The sequence below is a fragment of the Streptococcus sp. SP1 genome, assembly GCF_030440005.1.
Lineage (GTDB): Bacteria > Bacillota > Bacilli > Lactobacillales > Streptococcaceae > Streptococcus > Streptococcus parasanguinis.
Genome location: NZ_JAQFJJ010000010.1, coordinates 59184 through 82246, shown reverse-complemented (window position 1 = coordinate 82246; position 23063 = coordinate 59184). Strand labels below are relative to the sequence as shown.

The window sequence follows — 23063 nt, the reverse complement described above, 5'->3', positions numbered from 1 at the left end:
CTTTCTCTTTTCTTGGTAAGGCATAAAAAAGAGTCCTACCCTCGATCGGTAGGACTCATGAAACTCGTCATTTATTTTTCAATCAAAACTCTCAAAAAACTGACCGTCCAAGCTTTAGCTCCGCAAGGCAATGAAATGAGCTTAGTCTTGACCTTTGCGATCAGGACTGTTGACCAACGAGTAGTGTCTCCACTGCTTTGCGGTAGTCATCCGTATCCTTGTGGTAGCCTCACCTACCGTATTTCGAGTTTATTGTACTCCTTCAGATACAGAAAGTCAAGTTTTATTTGTGAAAAGTATCAACTAAACGTTTGGTAATTTCTTCAATGAGGGTGAAAGGGGCAGCTACATTAAGGCGGGCATGCAAGGTTCCTTCTTTTCCGAAATCTGTTCCACGGTTCAAAATCAATTTGGCTTGGTCATGGATTTTAGCATGCAGCTCATCATCGGTATATGGATAGGCTGAAAAGTCCAACCAAAGAAGATAGGTTCCTTGGGGTTTCATCACTCGGATATGGGTCTTTTCATGCAGTTCATCTATAACATAGTCAATGTGTTTTTCAAAGACTTGTTTGAGCTCAGTCAACCAAGATTTACCATAACGATAAGCCGCTTCTGTTGCAATATAGCCCAAGCCTGAGATTTCATGTTGGTTATTGGCCAATTGTCGTTGTTTAAAAGCCGTACGAAGCTTAGGATTTTCAATGACCACATAGGAATTTTTTGTTCCTGCAATATTGAAGGTCTTGGTTGCACTGGTTAAGATAAAACTGAAGTCTTTAAAGCTGGGATCAACTGTGTTAAAGCTGGTATGACGGTGACCATACAAGGCCAAATCTTGGTGGATCTCATCTGAAACGAGAAGGACACCATGTTTTTGACAGAGGTGGCCGATTTTTTCCAAGACTTCACGATCCCATACACGGCCTCCAGGATTGTGCGGATTGCACAAAACATAGAGTTTAACGTCTTGCTCCACAATGTCTTTTTCTAGCTGATCAAAATCAATTTGGAAAAGACCGTCTTTTTCGACTAACGAATTTTCGATCAATTTTCGACGATTGAGTTTGACACTTCGTGCAAATGGAGGATAGACCGGTGTATTGATTAAGACCGCATTCCCTTCCTTGGTGAAGGCTTGAATAGCTGTTGAAATAGCTGGAACAACACCTTCGATAAAGACGATCGCTTCCTTGTCAAAGGAATAGCCGTGCTCTTCTTTTTCCCAATCAAGGATAGACTGGTAGAGGCTATCTGATGCATAGGTGTAACCATAGACCATTTGGTCAGCATAGCCGATAACAGCTTCTCGTACTTCTGGAATGACATTAAAATCCATATCCGCGATCCAAGCCGGAATGATTTCTGGATCTGTCTCTGTTTCTTTCCACTTGTAGGTATGGTGGGTCAAGCGATTCGGTAAAGTCGTGAAATCATATTTGGTCATCTTAATCTTAAGCCTCCAATGCTTGTTTCAAATCTTCAATCAAATCATCCGCATCTTCGATTCCGATGGACAAACGAAGAAGATCATCTGTCAAACCGTATGAATGGCGAACTTCTGCAGGAATGTCCGCATGAGTCTGAGTGGTAGGATAAGTGATCAAGCTTTCAACTCCGCCAAGACTTTCAGCAAAGGTAAAGACTTGAAGGGAATTCAACAAGTTAGGAATTTTTTTCTCATCTTGAATTTTAAAGGAGACCATTCCACCTTTTCCGGTGTAGAGGACTTCTTTGACCTGAGGGGATCTTTTCAAAAACTCTACCACCTTGCGAGCATTCTCTGTGGAGCGCTCCATCCGAATAGAAAGCGTCTTGAGACCACGGATCAACAGATAGCTGTCAAATGGGGAAAGAACAGCACCTGTCGTGTTCAAATTGTAAAAGAGTTTGTCATACAAGTCTGCATCATTTGTCACGACAACACCAGCCAAGACATCGTTGTGACCAGCTAGGTACTTGGTTGCTGAATGAAGAACAATATCAGCACCCTCTTCAATTGGGCGTTGATAGATAGGGCTATAGAAGGTATTGTCCACCACGACTTTGGCACCTTTTGCATGGGCCAATTTGGCTAAATGAGCAATATCAAATTCCAACATCAATGGATTGGTTGGTGTTTCAATATAGAGGACATCTACCGGATCATTATCTAGATGGTGGATCAGTTCTTCTTCTGTATTGGCATAGGTGAAAGAGAAACGACCTTCTTGCTCTTGTTGGTTAAACCAGCGGAAAGAACCTCCATAAAGGTCACGAACGGCCAAGACTTTTGAACCAACAGCGAAAATGCTAAAAGCAAGTACGATGGCTGACATTCCAGAGCTTGTCGCCAAAGCATAGTCTGCACTTTCGATAGCTGCCAAAGTCTTCTCCGCTGTTGCGCGTGTTGGATTTTTCGTACGGGTATAGTCAAAACCTGTAGACTGACCAAATTCTGGGTGTTGGTAAGTCGTAGAGAAATGCAAAGGAGTCGTCAAAGCTCCCGTTGCTTGATCAGACTTGATTCCTGCCTGTGCCAAAATAGTATTGATATTGCGTTTTTTACTCATATTGCCCTCCGATAAACATTCAATCTAACTGATTACTATTTTATCACTATTATGAGGAGAGCGGTTTTCCCATTTTCAAGACCTAGCTATAGTTTCAAACTATAAGAAAAGAGAGTGGGACAGAAATCGGTAATTCGTTAGAATTCGATTTCGTCGTCCCACCTCCGCACAGTTGAGTAGGGCTGTAAAAGTTGATGAAATCAGCGTAGTAGAGCCCACTCAACCACTGCGTCTTGCTCGACAATCCAAAAATAATTGAGAGGCTAGGACTTTTGTCCCAGCCTCTCAGGTTTATTTAATTCGGAATTTTTGTCTGAGACGTGTGGCTTGACCTCCGATAAAGCGGTCAAAATATCGTAGCCATAATCCTAAGGCTCCATAAATAGCAACTCCTAATCCGCCAATGACGATGATATAAATCATGCTCGATACACGACCATTTGGTGGGAAAATCCAGCCCAAAATCAAGCCTGCAATCAAGACTCCAAGTAGCATCACCACGGTCAGAATAGAACCAAGCAAGGTGCGCTTAAAGACGATGGTTCGATTAAACTGAGTGATGGTTTGGATCTCTCGATACATGAGAACAATTGGCACCATTAACGCAATGGTCGTTGACAAAAGTGGTCCATAAGAACGAAAGACCAAAATAAATGGAATTTGTAGGACCAATTTCACCACTACACCATAAAAGAAATAGCGAATAGCCTTGCGGTTTTGAAAGAGGGCTTGAATCATTGGAGACAAGACCATATAAAGACCTAAAATAATGGTCTGCAACATCGCTACAATGAAGAGTCCCAATGCTAAGCTATCTGGTTGCCCATAGAAAACCGTATAAAGTGGTTTTGCGACCGCCACTGCACCAAAGGTGGCTGGAAGCAAGAAAGCCAATAACATGGTCAAGTTATCCTGTACGAGCTTCCCAGCAGCTTTTAGGTCACCCTTCACGTAATTCTCTGTCAAAAGAGGAATTCCGACTCCCCCAATCGAAGTCGCTACTGCGATCAAGATCATAGTAATTTTGTTTGGATTAGCAGAGAAATAACTAAACATGACCAAGAGCTGTTTCTGACTATAATCTGTGAACCAGGACATAATATTAATAAAGGTCATCTGGTCGACAATTTGGAAGAGCTGGATCGCGGAACCAGTGATGATAAAAGGAATGGCTTCCCGTATAGTATCGATCAAGAGTGCCCGGGTATCAATTTCTTCACTTTCCTCTTGTTTTTTAAAAATAGATGAGAGCAAGCCTGTCTTTGCAAGGTAGTAAAAGAGAACCAACAAGCTTGCTACCATTCCGATAAAGGCAGCAAAGGTTGACTGCGTAACAGCTTGCACATAATCTCCAGAGCCAATCTTCATAATGAAGAAGGTCGTGAGCAACATCCAGATGACCCGAATGACTTGTTCTGCAATCTGGCTTATAGCGTAAGGCTTCATGTTGTTAAAACCTTGGAAAAATCCCCGAATGACACTCATCGAAGGAAAGATCAAGACAGCCCAAGAAAGGCTCTGCATGATCGGAATCAACTCTTTCCCCCCACCTGAAAGGCTAGCAAAGACAGGAGATAAAAGATACATGAGAATGGCAAATCCAAGGCCTAGAATTCCCATGAATTTCAAGAAGCCCCGAATCAAAGCAAAACTATGATCGGCTTGGTCCCGGGTATTGTATTTGGCGACTTGCTTGGCAACAGCTACGGGTACTCCGGCTGTCGAAATCAAGAGAAACCAAGCATAGATATTGTAGCCCATTGTAAAAAGACCATTGGCTTGTGGCCCATATTTTCCCATCCAAATATACCAAGGAATAATATAAGCAGCTCCTAGCAAACGGCTGATAAAGTTGCTGGCTGTCATCCAGGCAGTCCCGCGAAGCATCTGGGCTTGCTGGTCATTTTGTTCGTGACTCATTGGTGTCCTCTTTCGTTTCTTCTTCTCTTCATTATAAACTTTTCCATGACACTTGTAAAATAGGGACTTTAGGTTTACAATAGTTTTATGATTACAATTGAACAAACCCTCAACATTTTAAAACATGACCAAAATTTCCGAGAAGTTCTAGTAAATGGTGAATACTACTACCATTTAGAAGGAACACGTTTTGATGCCATTAGCTATGATAGCCGTAAGGTTTCTGCTAGCACCCTCTTTTTTGTCAAAGGGGCCAACTTCAAAAAAGAATACCTAGAACAGGCTATTTCTAATGGGCTCGGCTTTTATGTCTCTGAAAAAGATTATGAAGTTGGTATTCCTGCCATCCTCGTCAATGATATCAAACAGGCTATGAGCTTAATTGCCATGGAGTTTTATGGGCACCCTGAAAAACAATTAAAATTATTAGCCTTCACAGGGACCAAGGGAAAGACAACATCGGCCTACTTTGCATACCATATTTTGGAACAAAGTCACCGACCAGCTATGCTGTCTACCATGAATACAACACTGGATGGTAAAAACTTCTTTAAATCGACCCTGACAACTCCAGAGAGCTTGGATCTTTTTGCCATGATGGCTCAGGCAGTAGCCAATGATCGGACCCACCTTATTATGGAAGTTTCCAGTCAAGCTTATCTAGTGAAGCGGGTTTACGGTCTGACCTTTGACGTTGGTGTTTTTCTCAACATCAGTCCAGACCATATTGGACCGATTGAACACCCAACTTTTGAGGATTATTTCTACCACAAACGTCTCCTCATGAAGAATAGCCAAGCCGTTGTCATCAATAGCGATATGGATCATTTCCAAGTTTTAGCGGATCAAGTCGCGAACCAAGACCACGATTTTTATGGAAGCCAGTCTGAGAATCAAATTGAAACCTCCAAAGCTTTCAGCTTCTCAGCCACTGGTAAGCTAGCAGGCGACTACGATATCCAACTGATTGGCCATTTTAACCAAGAAAATGCTGTAGCAGCAGGTCTTGCCTGTCTTCGTCTAGGTGCGAGCCTCGAGGATATCCAAAAAGGGATTGCTAAGACGCGAGTTCCTGGCCGAATGGAAGTCTTGACTCAGAAAAACGGCGCTAAGGTTTTCATCGACTATGCCCATAATGGAGATAGCTTGAAAAAACTGCTATCAGTTGTTGAAACCCATCAAACGGGGACTATTTCACTGGTTCTTGGATCAACTGGGAACAAAGGAGAGAGCCGTCGCAAGGACTTTGGCTTACTCTTAGAAGACCATCCTGAAATCCAAGTCTTCCTCACAGCGGATGACCCCAACTATGAAGATCCTTTGGCTATCGCTGAAGAGATTAGCAGTTTCATCACGCGCCCTGTTGAGAAAATTTCAGATCGAGAGCAAGCCATTCAACTGGCCATGGCAACAACCAGCAAGCCTGAAGATGCCGTCATTATCGCCGGAAAAGGAGCGGACTGCTACCAAATCGTCAATGGCGTAAAAGAAGAGTATCCGGGTGACGCCACCATCGCTGAACGTTATTTATAATCAAACGATAATCAAACGAAACAAGGCTAGGAAGTTTTCCTAGCCTTTATTTTTTTATAAAAATGAATCGTTCTTTATCAAATTCGACAGCTAACTCATACTTCCCATCTTCATTTTGAATGATGTAGCCCAATAAAACTAAACTGTCGACAAAGATGTCTCTGCGCTTTTGCTGGACTTCTTCTTTTTTGAGGAACTTAAGCAAAAAGCTGGTCATATACTTGAGAGCATACTCGGGATTGACATCTCCCAAAATAGCATAGAGCGTTTCTTGCTCCTCTGTCAAAGGGTATTGGTGTTTCACCTTGTAGAAGTAATTGGAAAGGGTCTGTGCATTTCGCGGAAAGTCCGTCTCCTCCACCAAAATCGCTTCATTGGTAGTATTGCGGAGTTCTGTTTGGAAGACCTTAGCTTTTAATTCTTGATAAACTGCACTGTCCTCTCGAACAAAGACCTCTTGATCCAAGTCAACAAGATCAGCTGACTCCAAGAAGGGCAGGTTGAGGGTGTAGCGTTTATTTTCTCGAAGGATGAAGCCCGCTTTGATATATTCCTCCATCAGCTTATCCACTGGTTGATCTGGAAATTGGGCCTTGATTTGCCGCAGGATCACATCGTCGTGCTGATCCAAATAGTTGATCAAGTCCTTGAAAAATGGCTGACGTGTCAAACGTGTGGGATTAATGATTGTAATCATCCAAATACCTTTCTTTAAACTGTAGCTGTGGTGATTGGGCTAATAGACTAGGATTGGTCCCGGGCTGATCTAAAGGAACTGCTAGACCAAGCTCTCTGTAGTAATCTTCCCAAAACGAACTAATCTCTTGTTCTCCTTCCCCAAACTTCATGGGAATGGTCTCAAATATAGGAAGTAGTTCAGCAATGAACTGGGAACAGTAATAACCATCTCCATCCGGATAAAAGGAAGCATTGTAGGGAGACCCTAAAAGGTTTTCTGCCCGCTTCTTGACTTCTTTGAGATCGATTTTCGGGTAGCGATAAAGATCATAGACTTTCTCAGCTTCAAAGAAATCTTCAGGGGATTGGGCAAGAACACCGCCTTCTTTAGTTGCATGATAGACCTGTCCATCCAAAAAGATAGCCACGTGGCTGTAGTTTCCAGTTGATGCTTGGATGGCCTGTCCCATATCTGACAGGTCCTTTACAAAAATCAAATCGCCATTTTCTAACATGGTCTCCTCCTAGCAAAAAAGGAGTCGAAACTCCTTTTTAACAATGGGCTTCCCCATCAATCATTAAGCATTAAAGCTTTCTGTCAATTGTGGTACCACTTGTTTCTTACGTGAAACGGCACCTGGAAGGAAGGCGTGGTTGTTTTCAAGCTTGAAGTTGAAGGCTGCTTCTACCTTGTCCATGTTGGCACCAAGAGCCAAAATTTCTGAGTTTGAGTTGACAATGTCTGTAATCATCAAAACAAAGTCAGAGTAACCGTTAGCTGCATTTGCTGCTTGGATAGCTGCTTCGATTTCAGCTTGGCGTTCCAAGACTTCAGCGATATCAACTGTATTGACTTGAGCCACACGAACGTTGTTTCCGTTCAATTCAAAAGTCTTGGCATCGATGTCGATCAATTCTTCTGCTGACTTGCTTGCCAAGTTAGTACCAGCCTTGAGCATTGCAAGACCGTATTCTTCCAAGTTGACACCAGCCAATTCAGCCAATTCTGGCGCAATCACTTTATCAGATGGGTGTGTTGTTGGAGATTTCAAAAGAAGGGTATCTGAAATCAAACCTGAAAGCATCAAACCTGCCAATTCTTTTGGCACTGCTACACCGTGTTCTTTGAACATGCGGTAAACGATAGAAGATGCTGATCCAACTGGTTCCAAACGCATGTAAAGTGGGCTAGCAGTTTCGAAGTTAGCCACACGGTGGTGATCCACCACACCGTAAACTTCTACTTCAGCGATATCTGAAACAGATTGTTGGAATTCATTGTGGTCCGTCAAGATGACTTGCTCTGCACCTTCTGCTTTAGCAGATGTGATAACGCGTGGTGCTTCCACACCAAAATAGTCCAATACGAAAGCTGTTTCTTCATTTGGAGTTCCAAGAGCCACTGCTTCTGTATCCAAACCATATGCTTCTTTTGCAAGATAAGCAAAAGCTACAGATGAGCCGATAGCATCTGAGTCAGGATTTTGGTGACCAAAAACGAGAATTTTTGACATGTTTCTACCTCTTTATTTCATTTATAGATTCACTCTATTTTAGCATGTTTTGCCATTTAAAGAAAGGGAATAGTTGTGCATTTCATTAGAAAAAGACAGCTGGAAGGCCCAACTGTCTCTATTTATTTTATCCTTTGACCCGTTTTAGGTAATCTTGGTAACTTTCTGTTTCCATCAAATCTTTTGCATTTTGGACCCGTTCTTTTGTCGGTGGTTTCACACCCTCCAATTTGTACGGAATTCCCAATTCACGCCATTTGAATTCCCCCATAGTATGGTAAGGCAGAATTTCAAATTTATCGACATTTTTAAGGGTTTTAACAAATTTTCCAAGCTCGATCAAATCATCATCTCGGTCCGTTAAACCTGGTACCAAAACGTGACGAATCCAGACTGGTTTTCCAATATCAGATAGGTACTTGGCACAAGCTAGAATGTTTTTATTGGTTTGACTGGTCACAAATCTGTGTCGTTCATCATTGATTTCCTTGATATCCAGGAGCACCAAGTCAGTCACTGCCATCAAGCGGTCAAATTTTTCCAAATAACGAGGCGTATTCCGAAAAGGAAGAGCACAGGTATCCAAGGTACAATGAATGCCCAACTCTTGAGCCTTGGTGAAAAGAGCAATCAAGAAGTCAATCTGCAAGAGGGCTTCTCCACCACTGACTGTGATCCCACCTTTTGGGCCCCAAAATCCACGATAACGGAGGGCTTCTTCTAGGACATCATCCACTGTCCGTTCACGGGACTTGTTGGTTTCCATTGCCCAAGTATCTGGATTGTGGCAGTATTGGCACCGCATTTGACACCCTTGAAGAAAAACAATAAAGCGGATCCCAGGCCCATCTACTGCTCCAAAACTTTCTGTTGAGTGTACCATTCCTGTTACTTTTCCATAGTCAACTGTTTCATTTTCCATTGAGGAACCTCTTCTCTTGAAAACGTTTTATAGTTTTATTATAACACGATTCCATCTATTTTAAAGAGTTGAAGCTTCTTTTTGAAAAGAAACTGTTCTTTTCAGTAGTTTTCATTGTCCTAGTACAGTTTCCAATATGGGACTATCTGTCCTGTATTTTAGGAGAAAAAAAGGAGCCAGCGACTCCTTTTTTAGATCTTTCTTACAAAACACGTTAATGAGTCATCCTTTTCTTTTTATACAAGGCAAGACTCATCGTAGCTACTGCCACTCCAAAAAGAGCTAGATAGCTTGTTTCTTGTCCAGTAGATGGAAGGATTTTCCGCTTGCCTGGTGTCTTGGTTTCTGTTGTTGCCTCTTCCTTGTCGTCTTGCTTCTCATCTTCGTTCTTGCCCTTCTCTTTGCTTTCAGATGTTGAACTCTTTTGTTCATTGGCTTGAGTCTGATGAGGGACTAGTTGAGATCCTATATTCGATGAAGAAGGGCTGGTTTGATCCGTTGATTGTCCTGTATTTCCTTGTTGATCATCTGTCGGCGTTCCTGAAGTTTGTGCTCCACTAAAGTCGATTTGGACCAAAACAGGATCATGGTCTGATGCACGACCGTGTTCCTTCATAAAGGAAGCATTGATATGGACTGGTTCAAACCTTGCTTTGGCTGCCATGTTGTTTGAGATAAAAATGTTATCCAAAACTTGATTGCTTCCACGATAGAAATAGGAATAGCGATCGCCTGCATCATGTTGGGCCATTAAGTTGGTTAGTTCATTGCCCGCAAGGATCTGTGCCGTGGTTGAGAAATCGTAATCATTAAAATCACCCGTCAAAACAAAGGTGGTCTTCGGATTTTGCTTCAAGCCTTCTTGGACGAATTGATGAATGACACTGGCTTGTGCTTCACGAGTTGGCAAGGTATGTTCCACTGCTGGTTGGCTTGCCCCATAAATAGCATCATCTCCGATTTTTGATTTCAAGTGATTAGCAATCACCACAACTGGTTGGCCTTTGAATTCAAACTCAACGGCTAAAGACTTGCGAGTATGATCAAACGATGGGTCATTAGGGGCAATCCGAGCTGGATTTTTAACCAGGTGTCCCTTGTCAAATTGTGCTGCTTCGTTGCTAGTTGCTGCCTCTTTTTTGGCTAAGCTCACGCGTTCTGGATTGTAGAGGATTCCCAAACGAATATTCGAACCAGGCTTTCCTCCGTCAGCGCCATCTACTGGAGCAACTTCCGTATACTCATAGCTCTTGCCACCCAATTCCTTGATCCGATTGGCTAGTTTGCGTCCACTTTCAACACCACTTGTCGTTCCGTCATCCACACTACCATTATTGTCCTGCACTTCGATCAAAGTAATGATGTCTGGATTGTGAATTTCATGGATAAAGGAATTGGCAATCAGCGTCACCTTATCCTCTGGGGTTTCATTTTTGGCATTGTTGGCCGAGAAATTTTCAATATTGTAGGAAGCAATGGTCAGCTTGTCCTCACTTGGTTGGGTTTGAGCTGCTTGACGCTGCAAACCACCATCTTGGATCGTCAACTGTTGAGTAGGCTCTAACTTATAAAAGCTATTCCGATACGTTACCACTCCTGTTACGTCTTCTGTAAAGTAATCCTTGGCTTTTGCAACAAACTGATTACCAACATAAATCGGGATCGTCGCTGTATTTTGCGCATGTGGCCGTAGATTCAGACCTCCAATATTGTTTAAAGGAAGACCTGTGAAATCTTCTCCCAATACATAGATATCTCCTTTGTACTGGGGACCAAGGACATGCGGTTTCTTCACCACCGTGAGCATTCCTTCCAGGCTTTCCCAATAATCTAGAGCATCAGTTTCTGGAGCATAAGCAGTCGGATTAGGCTTCACCTCCGCTGGCATCCCTGCAGTGAGATTCACAGCTTCTGGAAGAGGGGCTGTCCCATCTTTGGTGATCCAAGCATCGACTAACATGGTCACCGTTAAACTATTCGTTGGTTCCTTAAAGGTCTTCCCAGCTCCCAAGGTAACCTCTTCCATATAGCCTTCCTTGACGGTACCAGTGATTTTAACCTTGTCACCGACTTTCACCTTGTATTTGGAAACAACATAAATCCCATCTGAGGTCCGACTATTGCCATCCGATTCAATATCTTGGGCATAAAAACCATAGCGGTCTGTTTTGGTCACCACCGCATTTTTGATGGCCACTTTTTGGCCTTCAAGTGGAGAGCGTTGCGATTCCCCTTGAATGTCCCCGATCTTAACCGTTTTCTCCTCAGTATCGTCTGAGGAACTGCTAGATTTCTCTTCTTTATCACTTGAAGCTCTCGTCGTAGCTTCTGTAGTTGTTGTTGTAGCAGAAGTCGAACTATTTGTCGAGCTTTCCTCGCTGCTAGTGTTCGTCACAAGCGCTGGCTCTGAAGTCGAAGCTGTGATCTCGTCTGCAACTACTGTAAGGGCACTACTAAAGCCCCCCAACTGACTAGCCAATAAGGTGGCTACTGCTAATAATCGAATCTTTTTTCCATGTTCTTTCATGCTATTCTCCGTACATAAAAATATTTCCTCTTTTATTATAAGGGAATGACCTTGCGTTTTCAAGCGCTTTCAAAAATATTTTTCAAAAAGAAAAACACTTCGACCCAAAAAGATCGAAGTGTAAAATACTTAAACTAAAATCGCCAGTGTCTGATAAGGTTTGAGAATTACCTTTTCAGCAAGCTCTTCATCGTCATAGTTGGACAAGAGCAAGCGCCCTGTTTGGTAGTCTTCTGGAATCGCTACTTCGACTTCACTTCCATAGAAATGATTGAGTACCAAAAGTTTTTGACCGTCTAAATGACGTTCAAAAGCGTAGATTTGTTGACTATCTTCCAGTGCTGGCAAGTAGCTACCTTCTGAAATAATCGGCATTTGTTTGCGCAAGCGAATCAATTCTTTATAGAAGGTAAAGATTGGTCCGTCGATTTCATTTTCAACGTTAATGTCTTTGTAAGATTTACCAGCTTTCAACCATGGAGTGCCTGTTGAAAAACCTGCATTTTCAGAAGCATCCCATTGCATAGGCGTACGTGAATTATCACGGGATTTGGCTTGAATGATTTGGAAGGCCTGCTCAGGTGACTGACCTTGATCCAAAAGCATCTGGTAAGCATTGATGGACTCGACATCCACATAATCTGCCATCGAATCATAGTCTGGATCAATCATGCCGATTTCTTCGCCCATATAGATATAAGGGGTCCCACGTGACAAGTGAATGCTAGCTGCGAGCATGGTCGCTCCTTCATTGCGGAAGTTCTTGATATCTACAAAGCGATTCAAGGCACGAGGTTGGTCATGGTTATTCCAGAAGAGGGCACTCCAACCACCACGTTCACTCATTTCCTTGCCCCAAGTATGATAGAGACGTTTGAGCTCTTCAAAATCAAAGGGAGTAATGGTCCATTTTTGACCATCTTCATAGTCTACTTTCAGATGATGGAAGTTAAAGGCCATAGACAACTCGTGACGCTCCGGTGCCGAATAGAGAACACAGTTATCAATCGTTGTCGATGACATCTCTCCAACTGTCATAAAGCTATCATCAGCGCCGAAAGTCGCTTCATTCATCATGTGAAGATAGTCATGGACAATGGGTTTATCTGTATAAGCTGGTTTCCCTTCATTTTCAGGGCAATCCACCAAGACTTCATCTTTCCCAATCAAATTGATCACATCGAAACGGAAGCCTTTGACGCCCTTGTCCCGCCAGAAGTTGACCACCTTGAACAGCTCCTTACGAACATTGGGATTGCGCCAATTGAGGTCCGCCTGTGTCACGTCAAAGAGGTGAAGGTAATATTTCCCCGTATCTCCAAAAGGAGCCCAGGCAGAACCACCAAATTTAGACAACCAATCGGTTGGTTGGTCCTGAATGAAGAAGAAATCTTGATAATACTTATCCCCAGCCAATGCCTTTTGGAACCACTCATGCTCTGTTGAGCAATGGTTAAGCACCATGTCTAGCATGAAGTCAATCTTGTGCTCTTTCCCGACACGGACCATTTCTTCAAAATCAGCCATATCTCCAAAGACAGGGTTGACGGCTGTATAATCTGAAATATCGTAACCATTGTCACGTTGTGGGCTTGGATAGAAAGGATTGAGCCAAACCATATCAACGCCCAACTCTGCTAGATAAGGAATCTTTTCAATGATTCCTCTGAAATCACCGATTCCATTTCCTGTAGTGTCCTTATATGATTTTGGATAAATTTGGTAAACAACCTTTGTTTTATCTAATGCCATTTGTTTAACCTCTTTTTTATCAAAGGGTGGACCGTAACGTCTCCACTCCTTCGCTTATTTCGTTCGATGAGCAATCATGAGAACATCGCCACGCTTAATATCACGTGGAAGATCCCCTTCAACATCTGCTTGGAAATCATCTTGATTGGTAATGATAACGGGCGTCTCAGTGATCAAACCAGCTTCTTTGATAACATTCGTATCAAAGCTAATCAATTGTTGACCAACAACAACTTTATCCCCTTGAGCAACGTGAGCCTCAAACCCTTTTCCATCAAGGCTAACCGTATCCATACCAATGTGCATCAATAATTCCACGCATTCTTCAGAAACGATACCGACTGCGTGCTTAGTTGGGAAGAGTACTGTCACTGTCCCATTAACTGGTGAAACCAATTCCCCCTGGCTTGGTTCGATGACGACACCTTGTCCCATGACACCTGATGAAAAGACTGGGTCTGTGGCTTGGCTAAGCGGTTTAACTTGTCCATCAAGTGGGCTCACCAGTTGGACTGTTTTTACAAGGGCTGTTGGTTCTGTATGAGCTGCAAATTCTGGTTCTTCTTGAGCCGCAAATTCTGCTTGAAGCTCTGTGCTATCTTCTGTTTTTGTGAAGAGACCAGCCTTGCGGAAGAAGAAGGTCAAAGCTATAGGAACTACTACCGCTACAACCATAATCATTGCGAACGGCAACATATATTGTGGTTGAATGGATAGAATCCCTGGCAGCCCACCAATTCCGATAGATGCTGCTGTGATGTTAAAGGTAACAGAGAGAAGACCGGCGATAGAAGAACCAATCATTCCTGCTACGAATGGATAGATGTACTTGACATTGACCCCAAAGAGGGCTGGTTCTGTCACACCAAGATAGGCTGAAATTGTTGCTGGAAGAGAAATCTGAGCTTCCCGTTCATCATGACGGTGCATGAGGAAATAAGCAAAAACAGCTGAACCTTGAGCAATATTTGAGAGGGCAATCATTGGCCAGAGACCTGTGCCACCTGCGTCCGCAATCAATTGGGTATCGATGGCATTGGTCATGTGGTGAAGACCTGTGATCACAAATGGCGCATAAAGAGCACCAAAAATAGCACCAAAGAGCCATTTTACAGGTCCTGTTAAACCAGCAAGAACAACGGTTGACAGACCTTGACCGATTGACCAACCAATTGGACCAAGAACCGTATGGGCCAAGATAAGGGCTGGAATCAAGGACAAGAAAGGAACAAAGATCATTGACACCACTTCTGGAATGTGTTTGCGCCAGAAGATTTCAAGGTAAGAGAGGGACAGACCAGCAAGCAAGGCTGGAATAACTTGCGCCTGATACCCAATTCGATTAACCGTGAAGAATCCAAAGTCCCACACCCAATTCTTAGCAATTTCTGCAGCAGGTGTTGAAGCAACGGAATAAGCATTTAGCAATTGTGGAGAAACCAAACAGATCCCCATAACAATTCCCAAAATTTGACTGGTTCCCATCTTACGAGAAACAGACCAAGTGATCCCTACCGGTAAGAACTGGAAGATGGCTTCACCTGGTAACCAGAGGAAATGGTTAATTCCTGCCCAAAATTGAGAAACTTCTGTAATGGACTTACCATTTAACATCGACCAATGAACGCCCTCAAGGACATTACGGAAACCAAGAATCAATCCCCCAACGATCAAGGCTGGAATAATCGGTGTAAAGATTTCCGCCAAGGTTGTCATAACCCGTTGAACAGCATTTTGATTGCTCTTGGCTGCAGATTGGGCTGCTTCTTTTGAGACCCCTTCGATCCCAGATACGGCTGAGAAGTCATTGTAAAAAATTGGTACATCGTTTCCGATGATGACTTGGAATTGACCGGCATTGGTAAAGGTTCCTTTCACCGCAGGGATGGCTTCAATGGCCTTAACGTTGGCTTTCTTCTCATCTCCAAGTACAAAGCGCATCCGCGTCGCACAGTGGGGCACGGCAGTGACGTTTTCTTTGCCTCCGATTGCTTGAAGCAGATCCTTGGCTTCTTGTTCAAATTTTCCCATTTGATACACCGCTAGCCTCAGCTAGCATCTCCTTTTGATTATTTGTTGATCTCTATCAACTGACAAAACCAATTGTAAACGATCCCAAACTTGTCTGCAACTTGTTTGTAGTTTTTTTGCTATATTTTTGATAAAATTTAGGGTGTTGTATGTAAAAAAACAGACAAGCGAGTTCAAATCATGAAAAAATACCAACAAATCTACCAAATTTTAAAAGAGCAAATACTAGAAGAAAAATATCTAGTCGGGGATTTTCTGCCTAGTGAGAACGACTTAAAAGAGCACTACCAGGTCAGTCGAGATACCATCCGCAAATCGCTCAAGCTCTTGCAGGAGGAAGGCTTTATCGAGACTGTTCAAGGGATGGGATCGCAAGTTTCTAAACAAGCTCACTTTGATTTCCCCGTTTCCCAATTAACCAGCTACCAAGAAATCGTCAAATCTTCTGGTCTTCGCTCAGAAACCAATGTCATTCGTTTTGAAAAAATCAGTATCGATGAAAAAGGAGCTAAAAAGACAGGCTTCCCCCTTCACCGTTTGGTTTGGAAAGTAACCCGACAACGAGTGGTGGATGGCGTCGCTTCTGTCTTAGATATTGATTACCTAGACAGAGAGCTGATCCCTGGCCTAACCAAGGAAATTGCCCAGCACTCTATCTACCAATATATAGAAGAAGACTTGAAATTGCAGATTGGCTATGCAAAGAAAGAAATTTTGATTTCACCAATCGATAATCGCGACAAAATCTTACTGGATCTTGGAAAAGACCAACACGTGGTAACGGTCCGTTCCCAAGTTCACTTAGCAGACGGACGCCAATTCCAGTTCACCGAAAGCCGACACAAATTAGACAAGTTTCATTTTGTCGACTATGCAGAGCGGAGGAAATAAAGGAGGCTGGGACAAAAGTCCTAGCCTCTCAATTGTTTTTGGATTGTCGAGCAAGACGCAGTGGTTGAGTGGGCTCTACTACGCTGATTTCATCAGCTTTTACAGCCCTACTCAACTGTGCGGAGGTGGGACGACGAAATCGAATTCTAACGAATTACCGATTTCTGTCCCACTCTCTTTTATTTTATCCTAATACCAATTCATCACTCACCAGGGTTTCACCACTATTTTGTTGGAAGAGGCGCATCAAATCTTCAACCGTTAGGTTTTTCTTTTCTTCTCCTTTGACGTCGACAACGACCTTGCCTTGGTAGAGCATGATCAAGCGGTTGCCGTATTCAATTGCATGGTTCATATCATGCGTAATCATCAAGGTTGTCAAATCATGGCTTTCCACGATCTTTTGTGTCAATTCCATGACCATTTCACTAGTTTTAGGATCGAGCGCTGCGGTATGTTCATCCAGAAGCAAGAGTTTTGGTCTAACCAAGGCTGCCATGACCAAGGTCAAAGCTTGACGTTGCCCACCAGACAAATATTGGGTATCTACCTTAAGACGGTTCTCTAAACCGATATTCAGTTCCTTCAAGGCTTCACGGAATAATTCGCGATCTTTCTCCCGAACTCCCCAGCTCAAACCACGAGATTTCCCCCGACGTTGGGCAATGGCCATATTTTCTTCAATGGTCAAACGGGAAGCTGTCCCCATTTTAGGATCTTGGAAGACACGCGCAATATCTTTCGCACGCTTACGAACACTCGTATTTTTGATGGAGTTACCTTCTAGCAAGATATCTCCTTCATCCACGACTAGATTTCCTGCCAAGATGTTCATCAAGGTTGATTTCCCAGCTCCATTTCCACCGATGACCGAAATGAAGTCCCCTTCTTCTACTTGGAGATCCAAGCCTTTTAAGACATGGTTTTCATTAACCGTTCCTGCTTCAAATGTCTTATGAATGCCTTCAATTGATAATAATGTTGCCATACTTTTCTCCTACTTATTTCCTAACTTCAATCCGCGAACACGAAGACGTTTTTGCGCCTCAGGAGCGAACAAGACAATCGCGAGCAAGATCGCATTGAAGAGACGAACCATATTTTGATCGAGATTTGGGATCTCATAAATATTTAAGATAATCAAACGGTAAACAATGGCTCCAACCCCGATGGAAAGCAAGCGCCAACCAATGGTCAATTCGTGGATCAAAACTTCAGCGATAATCACAGCACTCAAGCCGACTACGATTGTCCCTGTACCAGAAGTCACATCTGAGAAACCATCATTTTGTGCAAACATGGCTCCACAAAGGGCAATCAAACCATTGGAAATCATGTAGCCCAACATCTTCATGTTATCTACATTGACCCCATTGGCCTCACTCATTGGAATGTTATCACCAGTCGAGCGCAAAACCAAGCCAAGTTGCGTCTTCATTAAGAGGGTCAACAAGATACAGACGATGATCAAGCAAGAAATGCTAATCAAAAAGACAGCTTCTTCATTAGAAAGACCTAATTTCATCACACTCTTGAAAATGGTACTAGAATCTCCGATAGAAAGGTTAGGAACCCCTCCCATGATTTTAATATTGATAGAGTAGAGACCGGTCAAAGTGACAATCCCTGTCAAGAGGGCTGGAATTTTCATTTTTGTATGGAGAATCCCAGAAACCAATCCTGCGATCATTCCGGCTAGGAAGCCTAAAAAGGTTGCAAGCCAAGGGTTTCTTCCTGCTTGAATTTGGGAAGCTACAACTGCTGCCCCAAGTGGAAAGGCGCCTTCTGCCGTCATGTCAGCAATATCTAAAATTCGAAATGTTAAGTAAACACCGATCGCCATGATCGACCATAATAAACCTTCTGATAAACTTGATAAAACGAAATTCATCTCAAACCTCCTATTTTTCTACCTTCAACGAGCTAATATCAATTCCAAGCTCTTTAGCTATCTCTTTATTGGTATGCAATTCTAATTTTTCAGGTGTTTCAACTGCGACTTTCCCAGGTTTCTCACCCTTCATGATGCGAATGGCCATCCGAGCAGCTTGTCTTCCCAATTCCTCATAATCAGTACCAAAGTTGTACAAGCCGCCAGTAGCCACCATTTCAGCAGATCCACCAAAAACTGGTACCTTATGACTAATCGATACCTGTTTTACAGTTTCTATTGTAGAAGAGATAATATTGTCTGTCGGAACAAAGACGATATCTGCTTCTGACATGATACTGTCTGCTGCAGCTTTCACATTGTTACTATCGAGAATTGTTTTTTCAACCACTTGATAGCCTTTAGCTTCAAGGATCTTCTTCGCATTATCTTTTTGGACGACTGAGTTAGGCTCACTTTGCGTATAGAGGATCCCAACTGTTTTCGCCGTTGGAAGCACTTGCTTAATCATGTCTACCTGTGTAGAGATCGCATCTTCTGACTGGTCACTTGTCCCTGTGATATTGCTACCAGGCTCTTTCAAGTTTTTCACCAATTTCGCTGCCAATGGATCGGTCACAGCTGAGAAGACAACCGGCGTTGTTTTCGTCGTATTAGCCAAACTTTGAGCCGAAGGGGTTGCAATCGCAAAGACTAGATCACTTTTCTCCGCCAATTGTTTGGAAATGTTTTTCAGATTTCGTTGCTCTCCTTGAGCATTTTGGAAATCGATCTGGATATTTTTCCCATCCACATAGCCTTCTTTCTTCAACTCCTCGATAAAACCTTTCCGTGTCGCGTCGAGTGACTTATGGGTGATGTACTGGGAAATCCCAATCCGAAAGACATTGTCTTTTTTAGCATCCTTCAGATGGTGTAAGGTCACCAATGATGTTAACAAAAGGCCTACGACCAAAACTGGTGCCAGTAATTTTTTGACTACTTTCATTTAAAACTCCTTTTCTGCAAAATAAATAAAAAATCCGCTTAGATCATTCTCTAAACGGATGCTTGAAATTCTCCAACAAGTTACAAAACCTCGGTCCATTTAGATACTAGCTCTATGGACCATCATCAAAAATCTTAGCCACATAGATACAAACAAATTGCTTGGGTTGTTTGCATCCATGAGATCATGTCTACAAACACTATCTAAAGTAGCTAAAGTAAAATTTTTGAATTGAAATGGCTTGTTGCTTCATGTTTATTTTCTGCTTTCTTTATTTATGGGTATTATCTTACCTTAATTTTTTTTGGCTGTCAAGACTATTTCAGAATTTTTTTAAATTTTTTGAAAATTCAACTAGCCCTGACAAGAAAAAAACAGAGGCTAGAACACGTCCAGGCCTCTATTTTCTAATCTTCTTTTGATTTAGTTTCTTCATCTTCTTCGACGATTTCAGAAATTTCAACTTTCACCTTGGTCACCCGACCGCTCTTCACCTTGTCATTCGTCAAGATCAAGTGTTTCTTTTGACTATCGACTTCACAGCTGAGGCGTTCTTTCAAGGATGGAATCCGCCCAACTTCAGTCAAATAATACCCTGCAATAGTATCCACATCATCACTTTCCAACTCAACGCCAAAGTATTCATTAAAGTCGTTTAGTGACATAGCTCCTTGCACGACATAAGTATTATCCCCAATTTCAAAAACATCAATTTCAGCTTTGTCAGTCTCATCGTCAATTTCACCGACGATTTCTTCCAACAAGTCTTCGAGGGTAACCAATCCAGACATCCCACCGTATTCATCGAGCAGAATGGCCATTTGATTTTGCGTATTGCGCAATTCCTTCAAAAGATCATCCACAAAAATGGTCTCTGGAACAAACAAAGGTTCTTGTAAAATCTTTCTTAAGACAATATTATCAAAGCCATTGATAAATCCTTCGTTCAAGAGACGTTTGGTATGGATAAGTCCGATGACATTGTCCTTGTCATCATCATAGACAGGAATTCGTGAAAAGTTTTGCTTGAGGATACTTTCAATAATTTCTTTGGTATCATCATTGATATCAACCATGAAGGCATCTGTCCGTGGCACCATGACTTCACGCGCTACCATTTCATCTAATGAAAAGATCCCTTGGAGCATCTCAATCTCGTCAGCATCTAGTGTTGCTTCACTATTGGTCAGCATATACTCGATTTCATCCCGCGTCATCTTTTCATCCGGATCATCGAATTCCATTGGCGTGATACGGCTCAAAAGGTTGGTCGACGCTGAAAGCAACCAAACAAAGGGGCTGACAATTTTTCCTAATAGAATCACAATCGGAGCTGTTCGAACAGCCAACTCATCTTTCAAGTTCATAGCGATTCGTTTCGGATAGAGTTCACCAAATACGATCGAAATATAAGTCAAAAATGCTAGAGATAAAAAGCTTCCAGTTGCAAGAGCCGTTTTGGTATTGCCCATCCATCCAGCAATGACATGTCCAAGGCTATCCGCAAGACTCGCCCCAGATAAGATGGTAATCAAGGTAATCCCCACCTGAATAGTGGATAAGAAATGGTTCGGTTGCTCCAATACGCTAAGAAGACGAATGTATTTTTTATCTCCTTCTTCAGCCTTTTGCTCTACACGAGAGCGATTCAACGATACCATTGACATTTCAGTCGCCGAGAAAAAGGCGTTCAATAATGTCAAAACAATCAATAAAATAAATTCCAGTAAAATTTCCTGACTGCCAGGGTCTTCCATGGATAATTTCCTCCAGTATATAATATTGTATATTATACCACAAAATAGGAGAGCCTGCATTCTTATATTCATTTTCTTTTTTTACCATCAAAAAATCAGGAACAGGTCCTGATTTTTTAATGTGGATAAATTGTTTTTTCACACAAAATAACTTAAGTGACGCTTAAAACGATATATACTATTAGTGTCATTCTAATCTACACTGAAACTTTCCGCCGTGAGAAGAGTGAGGCTGGGACAAAAGTCCTAGCCTCTCAATTGTTTTTGGATTGTCGAGCAAGACGCAGTGGTTGAGTGGGCTCTACTACGCTGATTTCATCAGCTTTTACAGCCCTACTCAACTGTGCGGAGGTGGGACGACGAAATCGAATTCTAACGAATTACCGATTTCTGTCCCACTCTCACTCGGGAGTTTTGGGAGTAAAACAGTTTGGGAAACTGTTTTAGCCTTAACCTAAAAATTAAAAAGCGAAGGGGTCCAAAACAAATTGAACACGTGCTGCGGATCGTGATTTAGTCATGGAACTTCCTGAATTTCTGAAATCATCCACTGGAAAATTTCACCTGACGTCCGTACTCACCTAAGGAAAGTTTCTAGGAAGACTTTGTCTTTAGTATTATGCACTGGTGAAATCATAAAAGAAGGCATTGAGTTTTTCAACCAGCTCAAGTGAGGATAGGCTACTTGTACAGATAAAGGGCTTTTTCTTTAATTCTGGCATCATAAAATTAGCTACCACAACGTCTGCATCCGAAGCTTCAATATCTTTCACTGTCAGATTGTATTTGATCATCTGTGAAAATTCGAAGTTATCTGTACAATAGAAATTAAGGAAATCAATCATAGATTTGGCATGGTGATCGTCAAAACGACTAATGATCAAGACCTTAATCGATTTCCGACGACGCAATAACTGCGGTAAGAGACGCTCCCAGTGGGTGTAGACCGTATAAATCATATGCTTGAGGATCTCCTCATTCAAATCATGCTTCATGGTCTTCATATAAGTAATCAAATGATTCTTCAAATCATCATAGAAAGCTGGGAAAATGCTCATAAAGTCTTCGTTTGTATTGGTTTTAATATCAAATAAGAGAAATTCAGAGAATAATTCTCTGCGAACTAGGTGAGACGTATTATGGACGTGCATTAACATCTCATCTAAATTTTCAATTTCTAAATCATAGGTATAACAAAGATCCTTAAACATATCTTTGATAAAGGTTGTGGAATTTTTAGCATATTCATCTGTCTTAGAAGCTTCAATCAAACTTTCTGGACTAAAATAGAAATTCTCTTGAATAAAGATAATGAAGAATTGTTCCAGTACTTTTTCATTTAACTCCACCCCTAGTTGCAAGCTAAAATAGCGCAACATCTCCTCGACATTCTCCACTCCTTGATACAACTCCTTATATTCATCAAAGGTGGTTGGCATATCAATAAAATAGCCTTGCTTGATCCGAGATAGATATACTGTCAAGAGCACTTTATAAGACTTGATAACAGAGAAGGTCAGCGGATAACCATAGAGCTTGAAGAAAAAAGTGATTAAGTCCGTCACAGCATTCTCTTTAAATTCAGGAAAAGGCCACTCCATGTAGTAATTCCGCTCCGCAAAATACTGAGCATAAAAGAAACGGACATCCGTTTCATCTCCAATAAGATTCAAGGGGTTAAGATTAATCTTCACATTGTATTTCGTTTGCAACTTTTGATTAATGGTCCGAATTAAGCGATAAAAAGATTGATAGCTGAGATTAAACTTCTTACAAATAAATTCATTGGACACATCCTTATGAAAAAATAAATATTCGATCAATGCAAATGCTTGCGATTCTTTATAAAAGTGATGATAAACTACTTCTAGTCCAATAGAATCCTCGTAAGCGATTTTGATTCCGTTAGTGGAAGATTCAATTAAAAATTCATCAAAGGTACTACGAAGATTAGATAAGTCTTCTTTTAAAGAACGTTCTGTACAGCCTAGTCGGGTTGCCAATTCTTTTAAGTGGAACCATCTTTTTTCTTTAATCAAGATTTCCAATAATTGTAATTGGCGTCTTTGTTTTTTCGATAAGAGGAGTCTCATCTTTTTTCAACCTT

Annotated in this window: 17 protein-coding genes and 1 riboswitch; of the genes, 2 read left to right on the top strand and 15 right to left on the bottom strand. The window is 41.9% G+C overall.

The genetic code is table 11. The features are described from left to right. Positions 1-90 precede the first annotated feature (90 nt). Positions 91-248, bottom strand: a riboswitch (M-box (ykoK) riboswitch). A 35-nt stretch (positions 249-283) separates the two neighbouring features. The 3 genes from PCY07_RS06655 to PCY07_RS06645 all read right to left on the bottom strand — a co-directional run bounded on the left by PCY07_RS06655 (position 284) and on the right by PCY07_RS06645 (position 4472). Continuing rightward, positions 284-1447: a MalY/PatB family protein gene (locus PCY07_RS06655; protein ID WP_301355639.1), complete on the bottom strand. Its 1164-nt coding sequence runs from the start codon at positions 1445-1447 to the stop codon at positions 284-286. A 7-nt stretch (positions 1448-1454) separates the two neighbouring features. Beyond that, entirely contained in the window at positions 1455-2552 is a 1098-nt protein-coding gene (locus tag PCY07_RS06650; RefSeq protein WP_301355637.1) for a cystathionine gamma-synthase, read from the bottom strand. A 291-nt stretch (positions 2553-2843) separates the two neighbouring features. After that, on the bottom strand, positions 2844-4472 hold the full coding sequence (locus tag PCY07_RS06645; RefSeq protein WP_301355636.1) for a polysaccharide biosynthesis protein: 1629 nt from the start codon (positions 4470-4472) through the stop codon (positions 2844-2846). Between the two features lie 87 nt (positions 4473-4559). On the opposite strand from PCY07_RS06645, the gene PCY07_RS06640 reads away from it, so the two are divergent. Continuing rightward, positions 4560-6005 (top strand): UDP-N-acetylmuramoyl-L-alanyl-D-glutamate--L-lysine ligase, encoded by a 1446-nt coding sequence (locus PCY07_RS06640; RefSeq protein ID WP_301355634.1) that lies wholly within the window; start codon positions 4560-4562, stop codon positions 6003-6005. A 46-nt stretch (positions 6006-6051) separates the two neighbouring features. Here PCY07_RS06640 and PCY07_RS06635 read toward each other — a convergent pair whose 3' ends face one another. The 7 genes from PCY07_RS06635 to treP form a co-directional block, all read right to left on the bottom strand. Beyond that, on the bottom strand, positions 6052-6702 hold the full coding sequence (locus tag PCY07_RS06635) for a DUF1803 domain-containing protein (protein ID WP_301355632.1): 651 nt from the start codon (positions 6700-6702) through the stop codon (positions 6052-6054). Continuing rightward, on the bottom strand, positions 6686-7198 hold the full coding sequence (locus PCY07_RS06630) for a YiiX/YebB-like N1pC/P60 family cysteine hydrolase (protein WP_301355631.1): 513 nt from the start codon (positions 7196-7198) through the stop codon (positions 6686-6688). Before PCY07_RS06630 ends, PCY07_RS06635 begins: the two co-directional genes overlap by 17 nt. 63 nt (positions 7199-7261) lie before the next feature. Further along, positions 7262-8197: a manganese-dependent inorganic pyrophosphatase gene (locus PCY07_RS06625; protein WP_003005572.1), complete on the bottom strand. Its 936-nt coding sequence runs from the start codon at positions 8195-8197 to the stop codon at positions 7262-7264. A 127-nt stretch (positions 8198-8324) separates the two neighbouring features. Next, positions 8325-9119, bottom strand: a complete 795-nt coding sequence (gene pflA / locus PCY07_RS06620) for a pyruvate formate-lyase-activating protein (protein ID WP_301355630.1) — start codon at positions 9117-9119, stop codon at positions 8325-8327. A gap of 214 nt (positions 9120-9333) precedes the next feature. Continuing rightward, complete coding sequence (locus tag PCY07_RS06615) at positions 9334-11646, bottom strand: endonuclease/exonuclease/phosphatase family protein (RefSeq protein ID WP_301355629.1); 2313 nt, start codon at positions 11644-11646, stop codon at positions 9334-9336. A gap of 129 nt (positions 11647-11775) precedes the next feature. Beyond that, on the bottom strand, positions 11776-13398 hold the full coding sequence (gene treC / locus PCY07_RS06610) for an alpha,alpha-phosphotrehalase (protein WP_301355627.1): 1623 nt from the start codon (positions 13396-13398) through the stop codon (positions 11776-11778). A 54-nt stretch (positions 13399-13452) separates the two neighbouring features. After that, positions 13453-15429, bottom strand: coding sequence for a PTS system trehalose-specific EIIBC component (gene treP / locus PCY07_RS06605; protein WP_301355625.1), 1977 nt, complete (start codon positions 15427-15429; stop codon positions 13453-13455). Between the two features lie 180 nt (positions 15430-15609). Here treP and treR point away from each other — a divergent pair, with 180 nt between their 5' ends. Beyond that, positions 15610-16320: a trehalose operon repressor gene (gene treR, locus PCY07_RS06600; RefSeq protein WP_301355623.1), complete on the top strand. Its 711-nt coding sequence runs from the start codon at positions 15610-15612 to the stop codon at positions 16318-16320. 184 nt (positions 16321-16504) lie between these two features. On the opposite strand, the gene PCY07_RS06595 is transcribed toward treR, so the two are convergent. The 5 genes from PCY07_RS06595 to PCY07_RS06575 form a co-directional block, all read right to left on the bottom strand. After that, on the bottom strand, positions 16505-17308 hold the full coding sequence (locus PCY07_RS06595) for an ABC transporter ATP-binding protein (RefSeq protein ID WP_014713718.1): 804 nt from the start codon (positions 17306-17308) through the stop codon (positions 16505-16507). Positions 17309-17317: 9 nt separating this feature from the next. After that, positions 17318-18211, bottom strand: a complete 894-nt coding sequence (locus PCY07_RS06590; RefSeq protein WP_013903975.1) for an ABC transporter permease — start codon at positions 18209-18211, stop codon at positions 17318-17320. Positions 18212-18221: 10 nt separating this feature from the next. Continuing rightward, positions 18222-19199 (bottom strand): ABC transporter substrate-binding protein, encoded by a 978-nt coding sequence (locus PCY07_RS06585; protein WP_301355622.1) that lies wholly within the window; start codon positions 19197-19199, stop codon positions 18222-18224. Between the two features lie 407 nt (positions 19200-19606). Next, a complete protein-coding gene (locus PCY07_RS06580; RefSeq protein ID WP_049488489.1) occupies positions 19607-20956 on the bottom strand; it encodes a hemolysin family protein in 1350 nt (449 codons plus the stop codon). A gap of 617 nt (positions 20957-21573) precedes the next feature. Then, a complete protein-coding gene (locus tag PCY07_RS06575) occupies positions 21574-23049 on the bottom strand; it encodes a M protein trans-acting positive regulator PRD domain-containing protein (protein ID WP_301355620.1) in 1476 nt (491 codons plus the stop codon). Positions 23050-23063: the final 14 nt, after the last annotated feature.